Source organism: Rothia nasimurium (genome assembly GCF_928382285.1).
GTDB classification, from domain to species: Bacteria; Actinomycetota; Actinomycetes; order Actinomycetales; family Micrococcaceae; genus Rothia; species Rothia nasimurium_E.
In genome coordinates this window covers 80,765-105,281 of record NZ_CAKMSS010000007.1, presented here as the reverse complement: position 1 = coordinate 105,281, position 24,517 = coordinate 80,765, and the positions used below count along the sequence as shown (strand labels likewise).

At 62.1% G+C, this 24,517-nt stretch carries 24 protein-coding genes and 3 tRNA genes; 7 read left to right on the top strand and 20 right to left on the bottom strand.

The window, feature by feature from the left end:
• The 3 genes from L6758_RS08725 to L6758_RS08715 form a co-directional block, all read right to left on the bottom strand.
• Nucleotides 1-852 (bottom strand): HpcH/HpaI aldolase/citrate lyase family protein, encoded by an 852-nt coding sequence (locus tag L6758_RS08725; RefSeq protein ID WP_237205642.1) that lies wholly within the window; start codon nt 850-852, stop codon nt 1-3.
• 86 nt (nt 853-938) lie between these two features.
• Nucleotides 939-1,697 (bottom strand): ABC transporter ATP-binding protein, encoded by a 759-nt coding sequence (locus tag L6758_RS08720; RefSeq protein WP_237205641.1) that lies wholly within the window; start codon nt 1,695-1,697, stop codon nt 939-941.
• Nucleotides 1,698-1,909: 212 nt separating this feature from the next.
• Nucleotides 1,910-3,001 carry an ABC transporter permease gene (locus L6758_RS08715; protein ID WP_237205640.1) on the bottom strand — a complete coding sequence of 364 codons (1,092 nt, stop codon included), beginning with the start codon at nt 2,999-3,001 and terminating at the stop codon, nt 1,910-1,912.
• Nucleotides 3,002-3,216: 215 nt separating this feature from the next.
• Between L6758_RS08715 and L6758_RS08710 the strand changes: the two genes are divergently transcribed.
• Both L6758_RS08710 and L6758_RS08705 read left to right on the top strand, forming a co-directional pair.
• Nucleotides 3,217-4,575 carry a sensor histidine kinase gene (locus L6758_RS08710; protein ID WP_237205639.1) on the top strand — a complete coding sequence of 453 codons (1,359 nt, stop codon included), beginning with the start codon at nt 3,217-3,219 and terminating at the stop codon, nt 4,573-4,575.
• A 17-nt stretch (nt 4,576-4,592) separates the two neighbouring features.
• Nucleotides 4,593-5,222 carry a response regulator gene (locus L6758_RS08705; protein ID WP_272878415.1) on the top strand — a complete coding sequence of 210 codons (630 nt, stop codon included), beginning with the start codon at nt 4,593-4,595 and terminating at the stop codon, nt 5,220-5,222.
• A gap of 13 nt (nt 5,223-5,235) precedes the next feature.
• On the opposite strand, the gene L6758_RS08700 is transcribed toward L6758_RS08705, so the two are convergent.
• The 5 genes from L6758_RS08700 to L6758_RS08680 all read right to left on the bottom strand — a co-directional run bounded on the left by L6758_RS08700 (nt 5,236) and on the right by L6758_RS08680 (nt 10,903).
• A complete protein-coding gene (locus L6758_RS08700; RefSeq protein ID WP_237211907.1) occupies nt 5,236-6,402 on the bottom strand; it encodes an acyltransferase family protein in 1,167 nt (388 codons plus the stop codon).
• 147 nt (nt 6,403-6,549) lie between these two features.
• Complete coding sequence (locus L6758_RS08695; RefSeq protein ID WP_237211920.1) at nt 6,550-7,035, bottom strand: dehydrogenase; 486 nt, start codon at nt 7,033-7,035, stop codon at nt 6,550-6,552.
• A gap of 243 nt (nt 7,036-7,278) precedes the next feature.
• Entirely contained in the window at nt 7,279-7,467 is a 189-nt protein-coding gene (locus L6758_RS08690; protein ID WP_185174047.1) for a YbdD/YjiX family protein, read from the bottom strand.
• A 9-nt stretch (nt 7,468-7,476) separates the two neighbouring features.
• Nucleotides 7,477-9,747 carry a carbon starvation CstA family protein gene (locus L6758_RS08685; RefSeq protein WP_237205637.1) on the bottom strand — a complete coding sequence of 757 codons (2,271 nt, stop codon included), beginning with the start codon at nt 9,745-9,747 and terminating at the stop codon, nt 7,477-7,479.
• Nucleotides 9,748-9,910: 163 nt separating this feature from the next.
• On the bottom strand, nt 9,911-10,903 hold the full coding sequence (locus L6758_RS08680; protein WP_237205636.1) for an NAD(P)H-quinone oxidoreductase: 993 nt from the start codon (nt 10,901-10,903) through the stop codon (nt 9,911-9,913).
• Between the two features lie 169 nt (nt 10,904-11,072).
• Here L6758_RS08680 and L6758_RS08675 point away from each other — a divergent pair.
• Nucleotides 11,073-11,163 (top strand) — tRNA-Ser (locus L6758_RS08675).
• Nucleotides 11,164-11,272: 109 nt separating this feature from the next.
• On the opposite strand, the gene L6758_RS08670 is transcribed toward L6758_RS08675, so the two are convergent.
• Complete coding sequence (locus tag L6758_RS08670) at nt 11,273-11,659, bottom strand: hypothetical protein (protein WP_237205635.1); 387 nt, start codon at nt 11,657-11,659, stop codon at nt 11,273-11,275.
• Nucleotides 11,660-11,836: 177 nt separating this feature from the next.
• Here L6758_RS08670 and L6758_RS08665 point away from each other — a divergent pair.
• Nucleotides 11,837-11,928, top strand: a tRNA-Ser gene (locus L6758_RS08665).
• A 155-nt stretch (nt 11,929-12,083) separates the two neighbouring features.
• On the opposite strand, the gene L6758_RS08660 is transcribed toward L6758_RS08665, so the two are convergent.
• The 10 genes from L6758_RS08660 to L6758_RS08615 form a co-directional block, all read right to left on the bottom strand.
• The gene (locus L6758_RS08660; protein ID WP_237199555.1) at nt 12,084-12,611 is read right to left on the bottom strand and encodes a SixA phosphatase family protein; all 528 of its coding nucleotides are present in this window, start codon (nt 12,609-12,611) and stop codon (nt 12,084-12,086) included.
• Between the two features lie 9 nt (nt 12,612-12,620).
• Complete coding sequence (locus L6758_RS08655; RefSeq protein ID WP_237196425.1) at nt 12,621-13,403, bottom strand: alpha/beta fold hydrolase; 783 nt, start codon at nt 13,401-13,403, stop codon at nt 12,621-12,623.
• A gap of 129 nt (nt 13,404-13,532) precedes the next feature.
• A complete protein-coding gene (locus L6758_RS08650; protein WP_237185177.1) occupies nt 13,533-14,306 on the bottom strand; it encodes a winged helix-turn-helix domain-containing protein in 774 nt (257 codons plus the stop codon).
• Nucleotides 14,307-14,768: 462 nt separating this feature from the next.
• The gene (gene upp / locus L6758_RS08645; protein ID WP_185174039.1) at nt 14,769-15,407 is read right to left on the bottom strand and encodes a uracil phosphoribosyltransferase; all 639 of its coding nucleotides are present in this window, start codon (nt 15,405-15,407) and stop codon (nt 14,769-14,771) included.
• Between the two features lie 276 nt (nt 15,408-15,683).
• Nucleotides 15,684-15,774, bottom strand: a tRNA-Ser gene (locus tag L6758_RS08640).
• Nucleotides 15,775-15,839: 65 nt separating this feature from the next.
• Nucleotides 15,840-16,490 carry a TetR/AcrR family transcriptional regulator gene (locus L6758_RS08635; protein WP_237205634.1) on the bottom strand — a complete coding sequence of 217 codons (651 nt, stop codon included), beginning with the start codon at nt 16,488-16,490 and terminating at the stop codon, nt 15,840-15,842.
• Nucleotides 16,491-16,597: 107 nt separating this feature from the next.
• Entirely contained in the window at nt 16,598-17,086 is a 489-nt protein-coding gene (tadA, locus tag L6758_RS08630; protein ID WP_423817183.1) for a tRNA adenosine(34) deaminase TadA, read from the bottom strand.
• A gap of 18 nt (nt 17,087-17,104) precedes the next feature.
• Entirely contained in the window at nt 17,105-19,315 is a 2,211-nt protein-coding gene (locus L6758_RS08625; RefSeq protein WP_423817182.1) for a RecQ family ATP-dependent DNA helicase, read from the bottom strand.
• Nucleotides 19,315-20,055 carry a hypothetical protein gene (locus L6758_RS08620; protein ID WP_237205633.1) on the bottom strand — a complete coding sequence of 247 codons (741 nt, stop codon included), beginning with the start codon at nt 20,053-20,055 and terminating at the stop codon, nt 19,315-19,317. Before L6758_RS08620 ends, L6758_RS08625 begins: the two co-directional genes overlap by 1 nt.
• Before the next feature lie 72 nt (nt 20,056-20,127).
• On the bottom strand, nt 20,128-20,634 hold the full coding sequence (locus L6758_RS08615) for an asparaginase domain-containing protein (protein ID WP_237205632.1): 507 nt from the start codon (nt 20,632-20,634) through the stop codon (nt 20,128-20,130).
• 444 nt (nt 20,635-21,078) lie between these two features.
• Here L6758_RS08615 and L6758_RS08610 point away from each other — a divergent pair, with 444 nt between their 5' ends.
• From L6758_RS08610 to L6758_RS08600, 3 genes are all read left to right on the top strand, one after another.
• Nucleotides 21,079-21,795: a hypothetical protein gene (locus tag L6758_RS08610; RefSeq protein ID WP_237205631.1), complete on the top strand. Its 717-nt coding sequence runs from the start codon at nt 21,079-21,081 to the stop codon at nt 21,793-21,795.
• A 30-nt stretch (nt 21,796-21,825) separates the two neighbouring features.
• Nucleotides 21,826-22,398, top strand: coding sequence for a hypothetical protein (locus tag L6758_RS08605; RefSeq protein ID WP_237205658.1), 573 nt, complete (start codon nt 21,826-21,828; stop codon nt 22,396-22,398).
• A gap of 151 nt (nt 22,399-22,549) precedes the next feature.
• Complete coding sequence (locus tag L6758_RS08600; RefSeq protein WP_237205630.1) at nt 22,550-23,389, top strand: sulfurtransferase; 840 nt, start codon at nt 22,550-22,552, stop codon at nt 23,387-23,389.
• 94 nt (nt 23,390-23,483) lie between these two features.
• Here L6758_RS08600 and L6758_RS08595 read toward each other — a convergent pair whose 3' ends face one another.
• Nucleotides 23,484-24,395, bottom strand: a complete 912-nt coding sequence (locus tag L6758_RS08595; protein WP_237205629.1) for a 3-hydroxyacyl-CoA dehydrogenase NAD-binding domain-containing protein — start codon at nt 24,393-24,395, stop codon at nt 23,484-23,486.
• Nucleotides 24,396-24,517: the final 122 nt, after the last annotated feature.

Below are 24,517 nucleotides of genomic sequence, written 5' to 3'. Positions count from 1 at the left end.
CTAGCTACGCCACAGGCCGTAGGTCTTGGCCAGGGACGAGACCTTGCGGGCACGGGCCAGGCGGGGCAGGTAGGAGCCGTCCTTGGGCACAGAGTCCCCCTCGCTCTTCTGCAGTAGCTCGCGGGCCCACTCGATTTCATCGGCGCTGGGGGCCAGCCCGACGTTGATGGTCTCTGCCTGGGCCGGGTCGAGGGTGAGCTTGCCGGTCATGCCGTGGCTGGTGGTCACCGCGCAGTCCTTGAGCAGATCTCCGCCGTGCTTGCCCACGGAGGGGCCGTCAATGGGGCCGGCTAGACCGCCAACGCGTGAGGCCAGTACCAGCTGCGAGCGCGCATAGGCCAGGGCGATGGGGTCGGCGGAGACGCCGGTGTCGCGGCGGTAGTCGCCTACGCCGAAGGCTAGGCGGAAGGTACCGGGGGCCTTGGCAATGCGCACCACGTTGACCATGCCCAGGGCGGTTTCGATGAGGGCAATGACGGGGGTACCAGCAGGGAGCATCATGGCGGTGCGGGTGACGTGGTCAGGGTGTTCGGTCATGGCCAGCATGACGCCCTTGAGGCCGCTGACCTGGTTGAGGGCTTCAAGGTCTTTGGCCCAGTGGTCACTTTCAATACCGTTGATGCGCACCCAGGCTGAGGCACCGTTGTTGAGCATCTCGATGATGTGCTCGCGGGCCTCGTCCTTCTGCTCTTCGGGGCAGCCGTCCTCTAAGTCGATGATGACCGAGTCGGCCTCTGATTCGAGGGCAGCGGCGATGGTTTCTTCGCTTGCGGCGGCAGAGACCAGTAGCCAGGAGCGGGAGAGACGGGCGGGCAGGGAGGCTGCGCGTTCGTTGCGGTGAAAGTTAATCACGGGTGTGTCCTTGTAAAGGTTATTTTGACCGCTTCAAGTTTACCCTGCCCGCTTGCCCCGGGGCTGGCTGTCTCTCGGAGTAAAGCCTAGGCTGCCGGTGAACTCTCTAGGCGGCCGTCGACCATGTGCTCGACCCGGTCGGTGAGCTGCACCTGGTCGAGGTCGTGGGTAATCATGAGGGTTGCGGTGTTGAACTCGGCGGTGACCTTGGCCAGGAGCTCGACGATGGCGGCGGAGCGTTCGGCATCGAGGGCGCTGGTCGGTTCGTCGGCCAGGAGCAGGGAGGGTGAGCCCATGAGGGCGCGGGCGATGTTGACGCGCTGACGCTGGCCGCCGGAGAGCTGGTGTACGCGGCGGTTGGCGGCTTCACCCAGCCCCACCAAGTCGAGCAGGTCGGCGGCGGTGGCGCGGGCTGCCTTGAGTTCTGCTCCGCGGGCACCGCTGATGCGGGCGGTGAGTTCTAGCTGTTCGGCGGCGGTGAGGGAGGCAATGAGGTTGGGCTGCTGGAAGATAATGCCGATGTCGGTGCGGCGCAGGGCCGCGAGGTCGGCGTCCCTATAGGCGGTGGTGTCGGTGCCGTTGATCAGGCGGGCCCCGGCTGTGGGGGTGATGAGCCCGGCGGCAACCGATAGCAGGGAGGACTTACCCGAGCCAGAGGCACCGGTCAGGGCGATGAACTCGCCGCGGCTCGCGGTGAGGTTCACGTGATCTAGGGCGCGCATGGTGCGCGGGTTTCCCTTCTCGTCTACGCCGTCGGGGTAGTCCAGCACGATGTCGCGCAGTTCAAGGACGCTGGGGGCAGCTAGGGTTTCTTCGGCCAGGGGGCGGGTGAGGAGGTCAGTCATGAATGGTCTCTTTCAGGGGAGGTAAGCGAGTTTAGATAGAGGGAGCGGGTGTGCTGGAGCCTGCTGGCTGCGATGGAGCAAGCGGGTGCGCCAGCACGCAAGAGCGAGCGGAATCCGCCGCAAGGCGGGGCGTGAATCGGCCGAGCGCCCCGGCGCGAGTGCCGAGAGGGTCGGCAGGCGAAAGCGCACCCGATCCCTCTTGGCAGACTGTTCTAGTTGCCGCCGAGGGCAATCATGGGGTCTACGGTGGCGACGCGGCGCAGGGCGATGAGGGCGCCGCCCATGCCCAGGGCCCAGATGCCGGCGGCGGGGCCGGCAATGGTGAGGGCTGAGAGCTGGAAGGGTACGGCTCCTGCGGCCAGGGTGCCGAGCCCCCAGCCCACCAGGGCACCGAGGGCGGCACCGACGGCGAGAATCACCGCTGCCTGGGCGAGGGCGTCCTTGGTGAGGAAGGTGTGGGAGGCGCCCAGGGCGCGCATGACGGCGATGTCGCGGGTGCGCTGGATGGTCCAGACGGTCAAGAAGGAGATAATCACCAGGGCAGAGATACCGTAGAGGAAGCCCTGCATGGTTTTGAGGGAGCCGTTCTCGGAGGAGTAGGCGGGCAGGGCTGCGAAGGACTCGCGGGTGGTCAAAGCCTGGGTTCCGGTGGCATCTGCGGTGGCTGCGTAGTCTGCGCTACCGGTTACGGCCAGGACGGTGCCGAGCACGGCGCTCTGCCCTTCGGTTTCACGCTGGTGGGTGATGTTCTGCCAGGTGGCGGTGGTGGCCCAGCCTGCGTTGGTGTGGGAGTAGAAGGTGTCCTCGGTGATGCCTGAGACGGTTACGTCGGTACCCGAGAAGGTGACGGTATCGCCCACGGTCGCGCCAATCTCTTCAGCGACGCCGGCGGGCAGGGCGATCTGGCCGTCAGCGGGTTCGGTGCCCTGGATCAGGGGTGCGGTGCGCTCAATCAGATCAGACCCTGCCGGGGTGGCAATCAGGCTCATCGAAGCGGCTCCGTTGCCCTCAACCTTGCCGGTGAGGAAACCGACCGGGGTGGCTTTGGCACCGGCTGCCTGCCACTCCTCCTGCAGGTCGGCAGTGACAGCAGAATCGGTGAAGGAGGCCTTGCCACCGCTCTCAGACGGAGCGAATACGAAGCGGTCAGCTCCCATCTTTTCAAGGGCATCGGTGTTCTGGTTACCCAGTCCGCCGGTCAGGCCGGTCAGCATGACCAGCAGCAGGGTAATCAGGGCTACGGTCGCCCCAATCAGGGTAAAACGGCCCTTGGCGAAGAGGATGTCACGCCAACCAACGAACATGACTGCACTACCTTTCAAACACAGGAAAACTTGATACTTCTATTCAAGCTCCCACCGGGGGTTGCCCACATCGGGGTAAGGGTTGAACCTGGAATCAACCATTTGGTTGATGCGGCCCCGCCCGCTGTGCAGACTTCTTGGGCTGGGTGCAGGGTTTTCTCTGCACACAGCCCAAAAACCCTGCACAGCCTCAGCTAAAGGTAAAGTGAGTTTGTATGACGACCGCGCCCAGCCCCCTCCCCGCTACCTCCTCGCAGCAGACCCTGCTGGTGCTCAAGATTCTGCGGGTGAGCCTGCACGTCATGTTCGCTTTTCTGCTGTGTTTTGGTGCCGTTCTGGCCGTGGTCGGCAGCGTCTATCAGGTGCGGCATACCGTTATCGGGGTGCTCTCGCTGGCGCTCGGTGGCATCTATCTGGCCGGTACGGTCTACGAGAACCGGCGGGGACTACCGGCTACCTTCCCCGACCTCTTCCCCCGGCCGGGTGCGTCCGCCCGCTACCGGCAGGCAGCCCGCTTTACCCCTGCCCACCTGTGGCTGCTAATCATTACCCTGCTGTGGCTGGGGCTTATGGCGCTCGATAGCTCCTTCACCTGGGTGGTCTTCCCCATTATGTTCCTCTACCTGCACCTGCTCGCTCCCGCAGCAGGGGTAGCTGCCACCCTCGTCCTCTGCGCCCTGGCCATTGCTCTGCCCCTGGTGGGGCCTGCCGGGTTTGGCCTCGACTACCTTCACTCAGAAGGTCTAGCCCCCGGCTACCTCATCGGCCCCACCCTGGGGGCCCTGCTCGCCATCGTCATCTCTTTCACCTACCGCGCCTTGCGCGCCGATGCCGCCCGCCAGTACCAGCTCGCCCAGCAGCTTCGCGCGGTACAGGCCGAGCTCGTCCAGCAGCAATACAGCGCCGGTAAGCTCGAAGAACGCGAGCGCCTGGCCCGCGAAATCCACGACACCCTGGCCCAGGGGCTTTCGTCCATTGTGCTGGTCTCCCGGGCAGCGGCGTCCTCGCTTCAGGAAGGAAAGGCGGACGCCGCAGCCGCCCAGGTGCGCGTTATCCAGGACTCTGCCGCCGCAAACCTGGCTGAGGCCCGCCGCTTTATTCGGGATCTCTCATCCCCTGCCCTGGATGACTCCCTGGTGTCAGCGCTCAGGGCTCTCGCCGCGTCCACCGAGACCGCCCAAAAAGCCGCCGGGAAACCCCTCACTTGCGCCTTTATTCTTGAAGGGAAGGAAGAAACAGCCAACGCCCTGCCCGAGGCGGTATCGGCAACCCTCATGCGCGTAGCCCAGGGCGCCCTCGCCAACGTCGCCGCCCACGCCGAAGCTAGCCGCGCGGCCCTCACCCTCAGCATCTGGCCCGGCGAAGTCACCCTCGACGTCTTCGACAACGGCCGCGGCTTCACCTCCACTCCCCTAGCAGCGGGCCCCCTCAGCGAAACCGGAACCGGCTACGGGCTCACTTCCCTCACCGAGCGAGTCACCCGCATCGGCGGTAGCCTAGACATTGAAAGCACTCCAGGCGAAGGCACAGTGCTCACAGCCCGTATCCCCCTCAACCAGACCAACCAGCACTGACCCGACCAGGAGGCCCAGTGACCGTCCGCGCCCTACTCGTTGATGACCACCCCGTCGTCCGCGCCGGCCTGCGCGCCATGTTCGAAAGCTTTGAAGGCATCGATGTGGTTGCCGAAGCAGCCGACGGGTCGGCGGCGCTCGCCGTAGCCGCGGAGCAGGCCCGGGCTGGGGCAGCGCTGGATGTGGTGGTCATGGATATTCAGATGAAACCCATGGACGGCATCGAGGCAACCCGCGCTTTCAAGGCTGCGGGCGGGCCGCCGGTGCTAATCTTGACGACCTTTGACACCCAGGGCGATATCGTTGCAGCTATTGAGGCAGGGGCCCTGGGCTATCTGCTGAAGGACGCCCCGCCCGAGCAGGTGCAGGCGGCGGTGCTGGCGACGGCGCGGGGTGAGCGGACGCTGTCGCCCGAGATTACGGCTGCTCTGATGGAGCGTATGCAGCGACCCGCTATTTCTCTGTCGGCCCGCGAGATGGAGCTGCTCAAGCTACTGGCTACCGGGGCTACCAATAAGGAGCTGGCTGAGGCCCTCTTTATTTCTCAGGCCACGGTGAAGACCCACCTGGTGCATATATACACCAAGCTGGGCGTCGATAACCGCACGGCAGCTATCGCGGCGGCACGGAGCGAGGGGCTGCTCTAGCTCGTGGTTCCCGCTAGCTCTTAGTTCCCATGGGGCCGGGGGTATCGACCGCTGCCGCCTGCTTCTTCCAGCTCGCCCCGAAGTAGCGGTCTTTAAAACGCATTACCGGCACTTCGACCACCAGATACATCGCCACACCGGCGGCCACGCCCAGAGGGGCCAGCAGGGCAACCTGGGCCAGGGTGGGCAGCCCGTGCAGGTGGGGTTCCAGGGCCTTGAAGAGCACGTCGTGCACCAGGTAAATGCTGTAGCTCGACAGGCCAATCAGCTGTAAGGGCCGCCAGGCCAAGAAGCGGTGCACAGTAGCGCCCAGCGGCTGGCGCGAAGCAACCAGGCCCCAGAGCATCACAGCGGACGCCGCCCAGGCCTGGAGCGAATAGCGCACCGTATCGCGGAAGGTATCATCACGAATCACCAGGGTCAGCAGGTAGACCCCCAGGGCGGCGAAAAGCACCCAGTTGCGCCCGAGAAGCGGGATGGTGCGTCCGCCCTGAATCAGGGCCCCCGACCGGTAGCGGCGGCCCACGACCTCGCGCCCCAGCACCATTTCGTCCGCGGCGTAGCGGTGGTACCACAGGGCGGTGAGCATGCCGATGGCAATAGCCTCCATGCGGGTGTCGGTGCCGAAGTAGATGCGGTCGGCACTAGCACCGGCGTCATGCAGAACCCAACGAGACAGCGATGAGTAGAGCACCACGGCTACACCCAGTACGGTCAGTGCCCGCCGGTAGGCAGTCCAGCGCACCAGCACCAGCCAGATTAGGGCAAAGACCAGGTAAAACTGCTCTTCGATCGACAGGGACCACATCACGTGCGTACCCGGCAGTACCGTAATCTGCGAGTCCAGGTAGCGCAGGTTAAAGAAGAAGAAGACCTGCCCCAGGAAGTCCAGGGTATCGACGGCCCCACCCATCGATCGATAGACCAGCGTGGGTATCACAATCGCCAGAATCAGGGGCGGGGCGATTTTGAGCAGGCGGCGAATATAAAAGCCTGCTAGGTCGAAGCTACCGGTTTTATCGCGCTCCCGCAGCAGCAGGTAAGTGATGATGAAGCCCGAGATAGCAAAGAAAATCGTTACGCCCGACCCGCCCGGCACAAAGGTCAGCCCGGCGTGGGAAAACACCACCAAAAGCACCGCAAAAGCGCGCATCGCGTCAATGTGGGCATAGCGGTTCATGGCGTAGAAATCCCCTCTGAATCAGGTGCGGTGTGTGGCGGTGCCCTGAGAAAGCGCGAACGGGCACCCACCTACCTTACCGGCTAGCAGTGCAGGTGGGCAGGCACTTTTTAGGGGATAGCTACGCGATATGGGTGACAGAACCGGTTAGGACGCCGGGGCCAGGGCTTCCTGCCGGGCGGCATCCAGGCGGGCTTCGGCGTCCGCAACGTGCTGCTGCACCGTTTCAACCCGACGGGCAATAGTGGCGGTGCGGGTGCAGTCGGTGCCGCAATCACCGGTGCAACGGGTCATAGCCAGGGCCTCAGCACAAAGGGCTAGAGAGTTACCCGCCCTGGAAAGCGCCCGGTGCAGGTCGGAGTACACCCCGGTGGGAGAAGCGGGGATATCGTTTGATTCGCTGGGGGCCAGGCGCTGAGCCTCAGCGGCAACGGTGCGGACGCGCGGCAGCAGGTCAGCCAGGTCATTAGCCAGGGGGACAAGCTCTTCAAAAGTGGGGCCGGCGGGCACCCGTTCAAGAATCTGGTGGAAGCGGTCGAGGCCACGAACGAAGCGGTCGTGAGCGCGACGCCAGAGACCTTTGCCAAGTTCGGCGTCGTCCCTGCGGCTCTGCAGGAAGTCTTTGATACCCACGGTTACTCCTTCCACGAGGTCTACATACTTAGGTTACCCTAATATTTGCTACTGGATGTTGAAAAAGCGAGGTACGGGGACACACTCCGCCGACTAACCTTCTCGCCGGTTCGCTTCGCTCACAGGCGATTCATGCCAGCCCCAGCCAGTCGACTTCCGTATGTCCCCGTACCTCGCTATATCGAGACTTCTTTGTGATGCGCTACGGCAAGTCTTCCCTTCGCACGTAGCCTCTCACTATTCCTAGCAGCACCGAGCTCCCGGGTTCTTATCGAGGGAGTCAGTGTAGTCTTTCCAGAACTCCCGCTCGGTCATAGGAGCGTGGGCGCAGCCGCTGGCGCGGTGGTGGGCCAGGTACTTCTGGTACTTATCTGCGCCCATAACTCCGTTAGCGAACCAGCGGACGCGGGCGAGGAAAGAACGGATGCTCATATTCCCCTCCTAGTGGCCACTGTGCCCGGCAGAACCGCTGATCTGGTCGGGGTGCTTGCGGTAGAACTCCTGCCACTGGGCCTCTAGCTCCCGCTCGGCGGGGGTGGCAATCATGCCAGCCGGGGCGTAGAGCTTCGACTCGATGTAGGGGTTTTCCTTGCTTTCCTTCGCGTGGCCGTTCTTAGCCTTGATGACCTCAATCAGGGCGGTAATAACGACCACCAGGGTCAGCACCACGAAGAGGATAGAAAGCGAGCCCTGCACGAAGGTGTTGCGCACAACCGCCTCCATGGCAGCGACGTCCTTAGCCGCACCCAGCGAGGTTTCACCGGCTGCCAGGGCGTCCTTGTAGCGGAAGTGGTTCGCCCAGTAGCCCACAGCGGGGTTGGACGAGAAAATCTTCTGGTAGGAGCCCACCACCGTAACGACCAGGTCGAAGACCAGGGGCAGGGCGATAATCCAGAGGTACTTGAAGCGGCCCTTGTTCGCGGCAATCGCCAGGCAGACAGCCAGCGCAACAGCAGCCAGCAGCTGGTTGGCGATACCGAAGAGGGGGTAGAAGGTGTTGATGCCGCCGAGCGGGTCGGTGACACCCAGAATCAGAATCGAACCCCAGCCTGCCACCATGACGGCGGTGGTCAGCCAGGCGCCCAGTCGCCAGTTATGGTCGCGGAACTTGGGGAAGAAGTTGCCCAGGGTATCCGAGAGCATGAAGCGGGCTACGCGGGTACCGGCGTCCACCGCGGTGAGGATGAAGAGGGCCTCAAACATGATGGCGAAGTGGTACCAGAAGCTGGTGAGTTCGAACCAGGGCAGCATCTGGTTGAGAATCAGCGCCATACCCACAGCCAGGGTGGGGGCGCCACCGGTGCGGGAGACGATGGAGTGCTCGCCGACGGCGTCCGCAGTACCCTGCAGCAGTTCGGGGGTGACGTGCACGCCAGTCAGGCCCAGGGAGTTAACGAAAACGGCCGCTGATTCGACGGTACCGCCGGTTGCCCCGGCTGCTGAGTTCATGGCGAAGTAGATGCCGCGGTCGATGGTGACAGCAGCCACCAGGGCCATGATGGCGACGAAGGATTCCATGAGCATGCCACCGTAGCCAATGAAACGGGTCTGGCGTTCCTTTTCAACCATCTTGGGAGTGGTACCCGAGGCGATGAGGGCGTGGAAGCCAGACAGAGCACCGCAGGCGATGGTGACAAAGAGGAAGGGGAAGAGGGAACCTGACCAGACGGGGCCGTCGGCGCGGCCGGCGAACTCACTGATGGCGGGAACGGTGATTTCGGGGCGGACGACGATAATGCCGACAGCCAGCAGCACGATGGTGCCCACCTTCATGAAGGTTGAGAGGTAATCGCGCGGGGCGAGCAGCAACCAGACGGGCAGGACGGCAGCGATAAAGCCGTAGATAATGACGCACCAGGCCAGGGTGACGCGGTCAAGCAGCAGGTACTCCATGCCCCAGGCGGTGTTGGAGACCCAGCCGCCGCCCACGATAGCGGCCATGAGCAGCATGAAGCCAATCAGCGATACTTCGCCCACCTTACCGGGGCGCAGGTAGCGCAGGTAAACGCCCATAAAGAGGGCGATGGGGATAGTCATACCTACCGAGAAAACACCCCAGGGGGATTCACCCAGGGCGTTGACCACGACCAGGGCAAGGATAGCGGTAATGATGATCATGATGGCCAGGGTTGCCAGAATGGCGGCGTAGCCACCTACGGTTCCTAGCTCTTCCTTGGCCATCTGGCCCAGGGAGCGTCCGCCCCGGCGCATGGAGAAGAAGAGCACCAGGTAGTCCTGCACGGCACCGGCGAAGATAACGCCGACGATAATCCAGATGGTGCCGGGCAAGAAGCCCATCTGGGCTGCCAGGACGGGGCCTACTAGGGGGCCAGCGCCCGCGATAGCGGCGAAGTGGTGGCCGTAGAGTACGCGGCGGTCGGTGGCGGCGTAGTCCTTGCCGTCAGCGTCGTATTCGGCGGGGGTCGCGCGGCGGTCATCGGGCTGGGTGAGCTTGGCTTCGATGAAGCGGGCGTAGAAACGGTAGGCAATCAGGTAGCTACAGACGGCGGCGAAGACGAACCAGATGGCGTTGACGGTTTCGCCGCGGAAGATAGCGATCATGGACCAGGAAACCGCTCCGACCAGGGCGATGAGGGCCCAGATGGCGATAGTTTTGGGCTTCCAGGTACGGTGTTCGGCATCGAGCACGTCGGGGTCGACGTAGGGCTTCGGCCGCTCCTGCTCTAGGGTTGAAGAGCTCTGTGGTGACATGGTGAGGCTCCAATGTGACTGTGATGTCCCACAACTGTGTGGGTGTGTGCACTCACACAATACTCTCCTATGGGCGCCAGGTCACATATTACGGCGCTTGTGACGCCGCTTTTCATTCACCGGTCGGCAGGGCGCCCGCCGCAGATGCGCGGACGCCCGCGGTTTAGGGGGTCAGCAGGATTTTGCCGCGATGCTCCCCGGCTTCTAAATGGGCATGGGCTTCTGATGCCCGCTCAAGCGGGAAGACGGCGCTGGTATGGTTTGAGATCTCCCCGCTTTCAATCAGGGGCCACACAAGCTGCCCCACACCGTCGACGATGCGGGCCTTATCAGCAGCCGACCGCGAGCGCAGGGAGGTGGCGTGCACGCTCAAGCGGCGCGGGAGCATATAGCCCAGGTTGAGCTGCCCCTTGGGGCCGCCCTGCAGGCCGATGACGGCCATAGAGCCATCTACCGCCAGGGTCTTAATGTTCTCTTCTAGGTAGGCTCCCCCCACAACGTCCAGGATGTAGTCGGCCCCGCGTCCGTCCGTAAGCTGGCGGACGGTTTCGCGAAAGTCCTGAGTGCGGTAGTTGATAGCCTCAGCGCCCAGCGCCCGAATGAAGTCACACTTTTCGTCGCTACCGCCGGTGGCAAAAACCTGTAGTCCCAGGGCTCGGGCCAGTTCGATAGCGTGGGTGCCGATGCCGCCGGTGCCACCGTGAATGAGCAGGGTTTTGCCGTTGTTGCCCTCGGGGCGGGGTGCAACCCCCAGGGTAAGAACCAGGTTGGAGTAGACCGTTGCAGCCACCTCAATGAGGCCGGCGGCGTCTTCGAGGCTGATGCCTTCGGGCACCGGCAGGGTGTGGTTCAGGTCCACCGCCACGTACTCGGCATACCCACCGCCAGCGAGCAGGGCGACCCGCTCTAGGTTTAGGTAGCCCTCATCGACGCCCTCCCCCACAGCTTCCACCGTGCCCGAGACCTCCAGGCCGTAGATGGAACTAGCCCCAGGGGGAGGAGGGTAAAAGCCCTGCCGCTGGGAGACGTCCGCCCGGTTGACCCCGCTGGCCGCCACCCGTAGCAGCACCTGGCCGGGGCCAGGTGTCGGCGTCGGCTGCTCGCTCACGACCAGCACCTCGGGGCCGCCGTGTTCTTCTTCGAGGATGGCGCGCATGGGGAACTCCTTCTCAGACAGGATTTTCTGCCCCTTACCGGGGCAACTAGGCGGACGGACGCTTGCAGCCCGCCCCTTACCCCAGCCTAACGAGAGCAAGGGCACAAAGGCCACTATTTTGCTTTAGGGCGGCAACTGTGTACCATAGTAGAAGTGCTCAGCACAGTTTGGATGGTTGTCCGAGCGGCCGAAGGAGCTGGTCTTGAAAACCAGTAGGCGGCAACCCCGTCTCGTGGGTTCAAATCCCACACCATCCGCCACGAAGCCCGCTTCCGCAAGGGAGCGGGTTTTTCATGCTCGGGTTCAGAGACAAAAGCGGGGGCAGGCCTCAGCCTGCCCCCGCTCGTTCTACGTCAAAAACTTCTAGTATTAGTAGCTAGAAGAAGTGCCGGCGGTGCCAATCAGAATAACGATAAAGGCAATATAGGCGATGATAAACAGCAGGGAAAGGATGCCCAGAACCAGACCAATCCAGCCGGTGACCTTACCGACGGTTGCTTCAGCTCCGTAGGATTCAGCCTTACGAACCTGAGAAAGGGCAAGGGGGCCAAAAACCACGCCGAGGCCCGCAATCACGATGGACAGAATACCGAAAATCATGGCGTTCTGGGCATGCTTCTGCCCCTCGGGGTTTACAGCAACCTGGCCGTAGGGCTGGTTGTAGTTCTGGGCGTAGGGCTGCTCGCTGGGCGCACTGTAGGAGCCGTAGTTCTGCTGTGAGTTCTGTGGGTCGTGCTGGTTATACGATTCTGACACGCCTATTTCCTTACCGCTGATTATTGGACGCTATCTATGCCAGTTTATCAAGCTGGTCTCAGCCACCTCCAGGGTGAATGCCTGCATCTCACGGGGTTTTGACCACCGCTACTTTTGTCGCTAGTATGGGTAGAGCTGTGTTGCTAGGCCACGTTGACGAGCCTCTACACAGACTATGGAGACGTGCCAGAGCGGCCGAATGGACTTCACTGCTAATGAAGGGTCGGGGTTAAACTCGACCGGGGGTTCAAATCCCCCCGTCTCCGCCACAAAACCCCGGTTGACCTTGGTCGACCGGGGTTTTTCTGTACCTTCACGGCACTCTGCTGGCAAGTGTGCTGCTAACCGCCAAATGTGGCGATGCCGCCGCCACATTTGGCGGTTAGCGCCACAGGTGCGGACGCCCCACCCGCGCGGACGTCCGCTAGAAGGTCGCGAAGTGGGTGAGGCGGGCCTCGCCCTCAATCAGCTGGTCCCAGTCACCGCTTACCTCAAAAACGGTCAGGGACGAGGGGGCATACCCGTAGGAGGCATCCATCAGCGCCTCGTACTCTGAATCGGGGCGGGCAAGCTGCAGGGCGGCGTCCTGCACTCCGGGGAGGTGGGCAATCAGCATCAGGGACTGCACCCCGGCGGGGGTGCGGTTGATAGCTGTGAGCAGGGCTGAGGCCGGTGCGTTGTAGAGGCGTTCATCCAGACTAGCGGTGGGCGCTTTCTCTCCCAGGGCGTCTGAAACCCAGGTAGTGGTCTGCCTGGTACGTAGTGCCGCTGAGCTGACCAGCATCTCGGGTATCAGCCCCTTCTCCTTCAACCATGCCCCGGCCCGCTGAGCCTGCTCACTCCCATGACGGGTCAAGGGGCGGTTGAAATCGTCAAGCCCCCAGTCAGCTTCAGCATGACGCATGATAATGAGGGTGCGGGCATCGTGACGTGGCAGGGCGAAATCGGTCATACACCCATCCTAACCGTCGAGGCCGATAAAGCGCTTGAGCAGGTAAATGGTCTCTTCAGGCTTCTCAGAGTGTACCCAGTGCCCGGCTCCCTTGATCACCACACGACGCACCAGGGGGAAAAGCCGTTTCATAGGCTCAAGGTCGGCATCTGTAATATAGGGGGACTCCCCACCTGCGACCCACAGTACCGGCTTCTCAAAAACTCCGTCAGCCCCCGGCCAGCCCATAATCTCGGGCAGGTGGCGACGGAGCATCTGTAGGTTGGGTTCCCAGGAGTTACCGGTCTTTGACATGGTCAGATTCTGTAGAAGAAAAGCTCGGGTGCCGGCAGCTGGTACGTTGACTGCCAGGTCAGCTTCGGCCTGGGAACGGGTAGTGTAGGTGTCGATCGGCAGGTTCAGCATAGAATCCATGAGAATCTCAAAGCTACCCTTAGATTCCCCCGGGGCGATATCGATAACGACCAGCTTGCTCACCAGGTGGGGGTGGCGCAGGGCCAGCAGCATAGCGATTTTGCCACCCATCGAGTGGCCCATCAGCACCACAGGCTCCCCAGCCCCGAATTCTTCAACGGCTTCAGCCGCCAGATCTGCCATCTGCCGATAGTCGAAACTCTCTGTCCAATAGCTCGCCCCGTGGTTGGGTAGGTCAACGAGCAGGGTCTGCACCCCCTCACCCAGCCCCTTCGCAATACGGGTGAAGTTCTTACCCCGCCCCAACAGGCCGTGCAGAAAGACAGTTTTGAGGGGGCCAGAGCCAACAAGAGAAGTTTTCAGAGAGGGAACAGTCATGCCCTCTACTCTACTACCGCCCGCTCCCCCGGCAGCAGGGAGCCGGGGCGGGAGCGTCCGCGCATATAAAGAGCGCCGCACCCAGCTTCTATAGCTGAGTGCGGCGCTCTTCGCACGGTGGGTGTAAGCCTAGATGGAGTATTCCGGTGCCGCCCAGACAACAACCTCGGGGTGCTCGTAGAAGCGGTAGCCCTGGCCGCGCACGGTACGCACGGTATTCGACAGGCGCCCCAGCTTGGAGCGCAGACGGCGGATATGCACGTCAATGGTGCGCTCATTGGGGATTTCTTCAGCGTCACGCCACAGGCTGGTGAGCAGCTCCTCACGGGCAACGGTGCGCTGGCCGTTTTCAACCAGGTAGTTGAGGAGCTCAAACTCCTTGTAGGTGAGGTTGAGCAGTTCGCCGTCCAGGTAAACCTCGCGGCGGGAAAGATCAATCAGCACGCCCACTGAGTGGGTGGGCTTGGCGTCCTCGCCACCGTGATGAGCGGACGCCGGTACCGCCTCAGGCTGGTAATGCACGGCTGTGGGGTCGCCCAGCGCATTGCGGACGACCTCAAGGTCGCTACCCTGCGCATCGGCAGGGGCCAGCGCCACAGCGGCGTAGGACTCTGCGCCGGGCACCTGGTTCTGCACATAGGCGCGGGTATCTTGGACGATTCGCACCAAAGAGGTTCCGTGGTTAGCGGCAGCTTCTTCGCTGAGGCCAACATAAATGACGAAGCCGCGAGCTTCGTTCTCCTGCGCAGCTGCGCGCGGAGGCTCAGGCTTGTAGGTCATAGGGCGAAGATTAGCGGGCTGCTGCTTTGCAATACCACGGCTATGACCGGCTACACCCTGCTGGCGCTGAGCGGCAGAACGGTTGCGCTGCGAGATGTGAACATACCCCGGTGCACCTGACATTTTGCCTACCTTCTCCCTGTATGAGTTGAGCATTAGTGTGTGGTTCCGCTAGAAAGCAAACCCCGTGTGCGGGTGGGCCTGCTGTCTACTTTTAATCGTTGTCCGAATTTGTATTTAAAGCAAGTAATATTCGCGTATTTTTTCAACTTATCTGAGTCTAGCCCTCGAGCAAGGGTCAGCAAACATGAAAATCCTTACACCCCACGGCATACTTTTACACCCTGGATTCTAAAGAAAGCCTTGGCACCCCCGGTTTTCTGCATATTTTTACCTAGCAAAAAAACCAGACAGCTAGAACGCCTGAAATTCAAATGTCAATACCTTTTTGTGGCCAAATCTCACCATGCAATATATTTGCCATCACGTACCGGGCCCGCAGCAGGCGTCCGCCCCTACAAAAACAGGGGCAGCCCGCCACCCGGCGAGCTACCCCTAGGCTAAAGGCAGTGAGCTAAAAAATCCCTACTCAGCGACCCCGTAGAGGCGGTCACCGGCATCGCCCAGACCGGGCACAATGTAGGCCTTCTCGTTGAGGCGCTCGTCCTGGGCAGCCAGGAAGAGATCAACATTCTCAAGGCCATCAACGCCCTTCTCGAGTGCCTCGATGCCCTCAGGAGCACCCAGTACGCATATACAGGTGATGTGCTCAGCACCGCGAGCACGCAGGAACTTGATGGACTCAATCAGGGTACCGCCAGTGGCCAGCATGGGGTCCAGCACATAGACCTGACGGCCGGTGAGATCCTCGGGGAGACGCTCGGCGTAGGTGACGATATCCAGGGTTTCCTCGTTGCGGGCCATACCCAGGAAGCCCACCTCAGCGGTAGGAATAAGGCGGGTCATACCCTCTAGCATGCCCAGACCGGCGCGCAGAATCGGCACGATCAGGGGGCGGGGGTTGGCGATGTGGGAGCCAACAGTGGTAGCAACGGGGGTCTCAACCTCGCGGGGCTCAACGCGAATCTCGCGGGTAGCCTCGTAGGCCAGCAGGGTGACGAGCTCGTCAACAAGCTGGCGGAAAATCGGGGAGGGGGTGTTCTTATCGCGAAGAACGGTAATTTTGTGGTCAACCAGGGGGTGGTCCAGAACTTTAATACGCATAGTTAAAAGCTACCACTGGCCGCTAGCTCGGAGAGGACGGCCAGCCAACACTGTGTTCACGAGCGCTACATGTTGCGGTGACTCCCAAATGTGGCGGTGGCACTGCCACATATGACGGTCGGTGCCACAGTTAGGTATAGAGGTGGAGGGCAAACGAGTATCACACGGGTATCACCGCTTGACAGGTTTATGTCAGATTTTTGTCACGGGGCCGTTTTTGGGCATGAAAAAACCCGCTCCCTCTAGCTCTCACTAGGGGAAACGGGTTTTTACCACTGGCGGTGACGGAGGGATTTGAACCCTCGGTACGGGGTTACCGTACACAACATTTCGAGTGTTGCACCTTCGGCCGCTCGGACACGTCACCAAACTCTGGAAATTTTACCCTAGATGCCCCAGTCACTCAACTTAGCGGGACTCAAAGAGAGGCCTCTAAGCCTGGATATACCCATCGATAGTTAGCATGGCCAGTTCAGCGCTTTCCTCGGGAGTGCGCTCAGCACCGTGGCGGGTTTCGTCCATTGACAGCATGAAGACCGCACCAAAAATGATGAGAGAAACACCCTCGATAGAGCGGTCAGTTCGAACGGTGTAGCGGGTAGCCAGTCGGCTAATGAGCTCGCGAATAAAGCGCATAATATCTGCGCGGATCAGGTCGGTGGTGGGTGACCAGTCAGCACCGGCTCGCCAGAGTTCTGAAACCCAGAGCCGGGCAAAGCCAGGGTGCTCGCGGAGGTAGATGATGGCGGCATGTAGGGCGCTACGCAGGGCTTCCCTAGGGTCCTCGTGGTCGCTGGCAACCGTCATTTCAGCCAGCAGGAGCTTGGCACCGTACTGCAGGAGCTGGTCAATCATGGTCTTCTTCGAGCCGAAGTTGTAGTAGACCGTGCCTTTGGAAACCCCAGCGCGCTCGGCAATGTCTTCTACTGTGGTGGCGGTGGGGCCGCCCTCGCTCATGATGTCCATGGCTGCTTCGAAGAGTTTGAGTTGGGTCTTATTGGTGCGTCCGGGGCGGCGTGTGCTCGCCTCAACCACCGGTGTTTGGTGTGCGTAGACGACCGTTTCTGCCTGCTGTGCGGCCATGCCCTCCCCCTTACGGTACTTGAAAAAATGATGTTTCTTTTTCAAAGATACATGATGACGGGGCGGGGCAGGCAGTTTTCTGCCGTACGTTTGCGGGGCAATTCGGCCTAGGAGCGATGTTTTCTAAAGAAAGTAGTCAGGAGCTCGGCGCATTCCTTCTCAAGCACACCGGGGTAGACCTCCACCCAGTGGTTTACCTTGCGGTCGCGCAGCACATCGTAGACGCTCCCCGCCGCCCCGGTTTTTTCTTCCCAGGCCCCCATGACTACCGTGGGCAGGCGGGCTAGCAGGATAGCCCCGGCGCACATGAGACAGGGTTCGAGGGTAACCACCAGGGTGCAGCCCTCTAGCCGCCAGCTTCCCAGGTGCTCCGCCGCCTGGCGGATAGCGATGACCTCGGCATGGGCGGTGGGGTCGGCGTCCGCCTCGCGCCGGTTGTAGCCACGCCCGATGACCTGCCCGGCGGCGTCCACAACTACCGCGCCGATGGGCACATCCTCGCTTGCCAGGGCAAGCTTGGCCTGGTCGATGGCTTGGCGCATGAGGGATTCGTGGTTCAGGTTGCGCGGACGCATGGGCAGGGGGGATCGGGGCATGGTTCCTTCAGCGCGTGCTTAGTGGGTGATGGCCAGGGCATAGGGCAGGACGGCGGTGGCGCCGGCTGCCCGCAGGGTGCGGGCCGTGACGGTGGTAGACCAGCGGGAGTCAATTCTATCGGTGACAACCAACACCGGCCCCGGAGCGGCAGCCAGGTATTCAACCGCGGCTGCTGGCAGACGGTAGGCATTCAGCACGCCTGCACAGCGGAAGACGCTGTTACCGCCGAAGTGGGCGGGGGCGTCCGTCAATTCAAAGTCACCGAGGTCGGCTAGGCGCCCGGCGGAGGCAATACCGCGAGCCAGCGACGAAGCGAGTTGCGGACGCACCGGCGAGGGTAGACCGATGACGGCAACCGGGCGCTCTGCCCAGCCCCATTCGGCCAGTACCTGCAGGCTGGCCCTGCCCAGGTCGGCGGGGACGGGGCCGTCCACGGGCTGCCCGTCGGGTCCGGGGGCGAAAATCTCGCGCAGGCGGTTGCCCCAGCCCAGGTCGGTCAGGCGGGCGAGCGCTTTGCCCTCGTTGGCGCGTTCAGCCTCAGCGATCTTGCCACGCAGGGGTTTTCCGGTACCCGCGTGCACGGCGTGAGGTACCAATCGGTCGAGGCCCGTGGGCCACATGCCGCGCGGCTCAATGGGTACACCCACGCGGGCGAGGGCTGAGCCGGCCTGCTCGGTGAGGGCCGGGTTGAAGCCGGTGGGGTACCAGGGGCCGGCGCACACGTCGCAGATGCCGCAGGGGCGGGCTGTGGTGTCGTCTAATTCGCTGGCGAGGAAGACCATGCGGCAGGTGTCGGTGTGCTGGTAGGCCAGCATGGCTTCCTGCTCGCGCTGGCGGGCCTGGCGTACCCGGGCGTAGCGCGGGGCGTCGTAGTACCAAGGGTTACCGGTGGCTACCCAGCCGCGGGAGCCGCGTTCCACGGCACCTTCTACAGCCAGGACTTTGAGAAGCAAATCCAGCGAAGAACGCTTCACATCTACCCGGGTTTCAAGCGCGGGTACGCTGAGCTCCTGGCCTGCGGCGGTTGCCTCGGCCAGGGCTGCCAGGACAGCCCCGGTGTTTTCCTCGGTGGGCATGGAGGCGGTGGCGAAGTAGTCCCAGATTTCCTTATCTTCGCTACCAGGTAGCAGGAGCACATCGGCCTTGATCGCACCGCGTCCAGCTCGGCCCACCTGCTGGTAGTAGGCAACAGCGCTAGAAGGAGCGCCCAGATGCACCACAAACCCCAGGTCGGGCTTGTCAAAGCCCATGCCCAGGGCGCTGGTGGCAACCAGAGCCTTGACTCGGTTTTCTTTGAGGGCGCTTTCGGCTTCGCGACGTTCATCGGGGTCGGTTTTACCGCTGTAGGCCAACACGTCGTAGCCCGCTGCCCGCAGGGCGGTAGCGGTATCTTCGGCCGCTGAAACGGTCAGGGTATAGATAATGCCGGAGCCCGGCAGACTGCCTAGATGGGTGGCCAGCCAGCCCAGGCGGTCACTGGCGGTAGGCAGGGTGAGGACGCCCAAGCGCAGCGAGTCACGGGACAGTGGCCCGCGCAGAATAAAGACATCATCGGCGCTCCCCTGCTCACGCGCGCCGAGCTGCTCGGCGACGTCCTGCACTACCCGCTCGTTGGCGGTTGCGGTGGTTGCCAGCACGGGGACGCCGACGGGCAGGGCCGCAATCAGGTCACGGATGCGGCGGTAGTCCGGGCGGAAGTCGTGGCCCCAGTCGGAGATACAGTGGGCCTCGTCGATAACCAGCAGGCCGCAGGTGTGTACCAGCTCGGGGAGCCAGTCTGAGCGGAAGGTCGGGTTGTTGAGCCGCTCAGGGCCCACCAACAGAACATCGAGCTCACCGGCAGCTAGCTGGGCTCGCACGGCGTCCCACTCGGTCACGTTCGAGGAGTTCACCATTGCTGCCCGCACCCCGGCCCGGGCGGCGGCCTGCACCTGGTCGCGCATGAGCGCCAGCAGGGGCGAGACGATGAGGGCAGGGCCACTCCCCCGCCTGCGCAGGAGCAGGGCTGAGAGGAAGTAGACCGCTGATTTACCCCAGCCGGTTCGCTGAATCACCAGGGCCCGACGGCGGTTTTCCACTAGGGCTTCGATGGCCTCAAACTGGCCGGGGTGGAAGGTCGCTACCGGGTTGCCGGTCAGTCGGACGAGGAGTTCGGTGGCTTCTGCCCGCAGGTTATGAGGCGGACGCGTGCCACCCGCTACCGCATCAGGTTGCTGGGGCAGGGGCACTAGCGCTGACCCTGATCAGCGCCCAGGTAGGCCTGCTGCAGCTTCCACTGCTGGTAGGCCTTGATCTGGCGTATGTAGGTTGAGACGGGGCTCTTCCAGACGAAGACCAGGAAGGCGATGGCGAGAACACCCGCGAGCAGGTCTACCAACATGATCCAGTGGAAGACCAGAAGCAGTGTCAGTGCACCCATGATCAGGTTGAGAATCTGGATGCTCGCTACGACGGTCAGCACGATACGGGCCCAGTTGTGACCCTTGTTCATCATGATGGTGAAGAAGACGAGCAGGGCTGACCAGATCAGGCCAAAGACCAAGCCCACGATAAGCCCAGCGGTGGCAAAGCCGGTGTCTGCGGTCATTGCAATCTCGGCCTCTGCCGCTGCCAAGTCTTCTTCGCTCATGAGACCGCTGAAGAGGGAGAGGATGCTGCTATTGGTAGCCTGCTGGATCTCCTGGTAGAAGATGGTACTCAGAATAGACCCCAGAAGGCCCAGGCCAATCATCACGTACATAATGAGGCTGGCGGTCTTGAGAGCCTGAGGGCGTTCGGGGGCATCCATGTGGGCGGGCAAGCCCTGACCGTAGGCCTGGGCGTAGCCCGCGTAGGCTCCCTGCTCGTTGTAGTGGCCGCCCTGCTGGGTTGCCGAATAGGACGGCGGCTGGGTCTGATTAGGGTAGGCAGGGGGCTGTTGGGGCTGGTAGTTGCCGGTAGTCTTGTCGTTGCCGGGGTGCTGGCTCACGGGGTCCTCCTGGTCAGTGGGCGGTAGGTACTTGCTTTAAGCCTACCGACCTATTGCCCGGCTCACCAGGGTTTACGCGATTTCGAAGATACCGCGGGCGCGGTCTTTCTTGACGGCTGAGGCGGGGAAGATACGGCCGCTCATTGAGATGTAGACGCCGGGTTCGAGCAGGTTGAGGGCGGCGACGGCTGCCCCCAGATTGAAGCTGGCGTCGGACTTACGCATGGAAGCGGGCTGCATAGCACCGGTGAGTACAACGACTTTCTCACCCACATCAGCATGGGCTTCTAGGTAGCGGGCGGTTTCGGGCATGGTGTCGGTACCGTGAGTGATGAGGACGCGGTCGTTTTCTACAGCGTTGAGGGCCTGCGCCAGTACAGCGCGGTCGGCGTCGACCATGTCGAGGCTGTCGAGCTTGAGCACGCTCTGCACCTCAAAAGCGGTGTCGGTGAGCACGAAACTCAGCAGTTCGGGCACCGAAGGTTCACCGATTTCGAGTTCACCGGCTACGGAGTAGACCTTATCGAAGGTGCCACCGGTGGTCAGGATGGTAACGGTTTCTGCGTTGTTGATGGGCATGGCTTCCTTGAGGGGTTGGGGTGCTTGTTTCTCAGTCTAGTGGAGGGGCAGGCGGACGCCCGTGGTCGGCTCAGTGGGCGGAATTAGGACTTCCTGCCCCTGATTTAATTCGCTCATAGCGAACATGGGCAAGAGAGCACTCCGTAAACACAGGGTAAACAACAGGAAAAGTAAGGTGCAACACAAAATTTTACCCCGAAAACGTCAAGTCTATACAACCTTAAAGTCGTCACAACTTTAAGGGACAAGCCCACCTATTTTTAAAGAAAACCCAGCAAAATTTCAAGCCCTAAATAAACCCGCCCACCGCCAAAGTCAAGACCCCGCACCCACCTAAGCAAGGGCGTCCTACCTGCGATATAAGCGCGCCAAAACCCGCCCCTAGAATGACCACTAAGCCCCCCAGGGGCCCACCCGCACACCACCTGACCCTAGGAGCAAACCATGAAGCTCGCACCCAAAGTAGCAGCAACCCTCTCAGCAGCTGCACTGGCCTTCTCCATGGCGTCCGCCCCCGCCAGCGCCGCCGACACTACCGACGCAGGCTCCGGCACCATCATCAACACCTACCCCGAGACCCCGGCCCTCAACCCCACCCTGCCGATCGTGGAAACCTACCACAAGAGCGACCACATCAAGGCCAATATCCTCAACGCCCGCCCCGTCTGCAACGCCTGGGAAGCCTACCGCACCGTGGTCTACAAGGTAACCGACAACTTCACCCCCGTCGGCACCATCTCGACCACCAACAGCACCTCAGCCCCCGTCAACCTCACCCAGAACCTCTCCAAGACCCAGACCGTCACCATGAGCGTCAACGGGTCAAAGACCGAAACCGCCTCCTTCAACCTGGGCGGCACCCAGAACCTCGATAAGGGCAGCATCAACGCCGGCATCGCCTACTCCATCGCCAAGACCGTAGGCGGCGACGCCTCCTACTCCCTCTCCTGGAGCGTCGGCCAGACCATCGGCCCCTACGAAGTACCCGCAGGCTACACCGGCGAAGCCACCTACGGCTTCCGCACCATCGCCATGACCGGCACCCAGCAGTACTGCATGCTCAATGGCACCTGGTCCAACCCCGTCGCCTGGCGCGCCAACGTCCCCATCAAGAACCAGGTCACCGTCAAGCTCTACAGCAACCCCGCTGACTCCTACTAAACCGCCCCGTCTTTGAGAGAAGGTACAACCATGCAGACCGCTATCACCCGTCGCACCGCCATCACCTCCCTAGCTCTGGGCACCGCCTCCCTGGCCTTTGCCTCAACCGCAGCCCGAGCCGCCGCCCCCGCCTACGACCTTGAGCCCGTCCTCACCGTCTCATCCTGGAAGGCTGAAGGCTACGCTGGCCTGGTCGCCCTGCGCCTGAAGAACGTGGGCACTGAGCGCTACTACGGCGACTTCCCCGTGGTCTCCTTCCGTATCGACGTGAAGACCGCATCGGGCCCCACCGGCGTTGACCGCCTGATCACCCCCGGCTGGTTCAACGGCGCCTACACCCGCGACCTGGGTTTTAACGCCACAACCTCAACCCGCAGCTTCCTGGTCACCCTGGCCAACCCCATCAAGGCCGGTGAAACCCAGCTGGTTGCCAACCTCAACTTCGGTGACGGCCTCACCTCAGAGGGCCGCCTGCGCAACTACATCACCGTCACCCAGGTCGGCCGTATCGCCGGGGATACCTCAACCGGTAACGACCAGAACCGCGATTCTCGCGAAATCACCCTGACCGATACCGGCCGCAAGGCAAGCGGCATCTTCTAAGCCGCTCGGCTTCCAAGCCTTAACTTGTCGCACCTACTGCACCCCGGCGTCCTTGCCATCTATGAGCAAGGACGCCGGGGTGCAGCCTTTCGCGGGTAGCGGCCGAGTCAGTAGCATGGGAGGGTAACAACACCTCACTGAAAGGCTAGTAATGCCCGAAACCTCCGCTCTTCACCTGCGCTTTCCCATCGTGGGGGCCCAGTGGCTCTCAGCTAACATCGCCGCCCCTAACCTGGTGATTCTGGACGCCTCAGTGGGCGAGTTCGCCGGGGCAAGCACGGGCATACCCGGTGCCCGCCGCTTCGATATTGACGGAGAGTTCAGCGCGCCCGAAGGGGTACACACCATGCTGGAGGCCGTGGACTTTGAAGCTCAGGTACGCGCCCTGGGTATCAGCAAGGACGCCGCCATCGTGGTCTATGACCGCCAGGGCATGTTTTCTGCTGCTCGCGGCTGGTTTATGTTTGTGGCCATGGGGCACGACAACGTGGCCGTCCTTGACGGCGGCCTGCCCGCCTGGGAGGCAGCCGGGTTCAGCCAGCTCCCCCTCAACGAGGGTCCCTTCGTGCCCGGCTCCTTTGTAGCTGAGGACCGCGGGCTCTTTGTGGACGCCCTGACCACCAAGGCCTTAGCTGAACGCCCGGACGCCGCCGTCATTGACGCCCGTAGCGCCGAACGCTTTGCCGGTACTGCCCCCGAGCCCCGTCCGGGTCTTCGGGCCGGCCATATTCCCGGCTCAGTCAACCTGCCCTTCACGTCTCTGCTCGATGAACAGGGGCGCTTCCGCGCCCCCGAAGAGATGAAGGCTGCCGTTGACGCCGTCGCCGGCGATGCTGAGACCCTCATCTTCTCGTGCGGGTCTGGCGTCACTGCCTGTATCGATGCCCTGGCCGCCTACGTTTCGGGCTATACCGAGCTCGCTGTCTACGACGGCTCCTGGTCTGAATGGGGCGCAGAGGACCCTGCCGGGCTGCGCCCCGTTGAACGCTAACCGCATGGTCAACTGAATCCAACACTGAAAGCTGCCCGGGAGATCCTGTGTCAGGACCTCCCGGGCAGCTTGTGCAGAGGAGAGGAGTTTGAGCTTACTGACCGAAGTTTTCAGTCCAGTAGTCGTTGGCGCCGGTGATGTTGCCGTCCTCGTCGTAGAGGTAGAAGCCCTTGCGGTCGGCAACACCACTGAAGCCAGCTTCGAGAGCTTCCTTGAGTTTGACACCGAACTCGCGGACGGTTTCATCATCGCTTGCCGAGGCGATGTGTGAGGCGACGTTGAAGCCCACGGTGTCATAGGCTGCGAAGGGGCCTGCCTTGGTACCGGTAGCGATGGTCCAGGCCTTATCGATTTCTTCAGGGGTGCCTACGCCATTGACGTAGAGCTTTGCGCCGGCATCGAGCCAGGGAATGAGCAGGGAGTTCAGCAGGTAGCCGGGCTGCTCCTTGCGGACGTAGACAGGGACCATGCCGGTTTCTTCGGCGTAGCGGATGGCGTCCTTGATGTTCTCTTCGTCGGTCTTGGCGGTGCCCATAATCTCTGCGGTGTTACGGATCCAGACGCGGTTGGCGTAGTGGATAGCCAGGAAGCGGTCGGTATGGCCGCTAGCGTCTGCAAAGTCAGAGGGCAGCAGAGACGAGGTATTGGTAGCGAGCAGGGTGCGATCGTCAGCCAGCTCCCCTACCTTAGCCCAGGTTTCGCGCTTGAGGTCGAGGTTTTCGGGTACAGCCTCGATGACGATATCAACGTCGCCGACCGCTTCTTTGAGGTCACTGGTGGGGACGATGCGGGCGATGGCTTCGTCGAACTTTTCGGGGGTGTAGTCGGGAAGATCCTGTTCGTAGCCCTGACGGATCCAGGCCCAGCGGTCGGTTAGTTTTTCGAGGGCTTCGGGGAAGGCGTCGTAGGCAAATACCTTCTTGCCGTGCCAGGCTGCCTGCATGATGATTTGTGAGCCCAGGACGCCGGTGCCCAGAACAGCTACGGTCTTGAATTCGCGTGACATGGTCATCTTCTCCTTCGAAGTTGCATTTCATTGATGTAATAAATACTACGCCTACTTATTCCGATAGGGAAGCTTTACAGGGAAAATATTAAGAAGTGTGTCAGGCGCCTTACTGTATAACC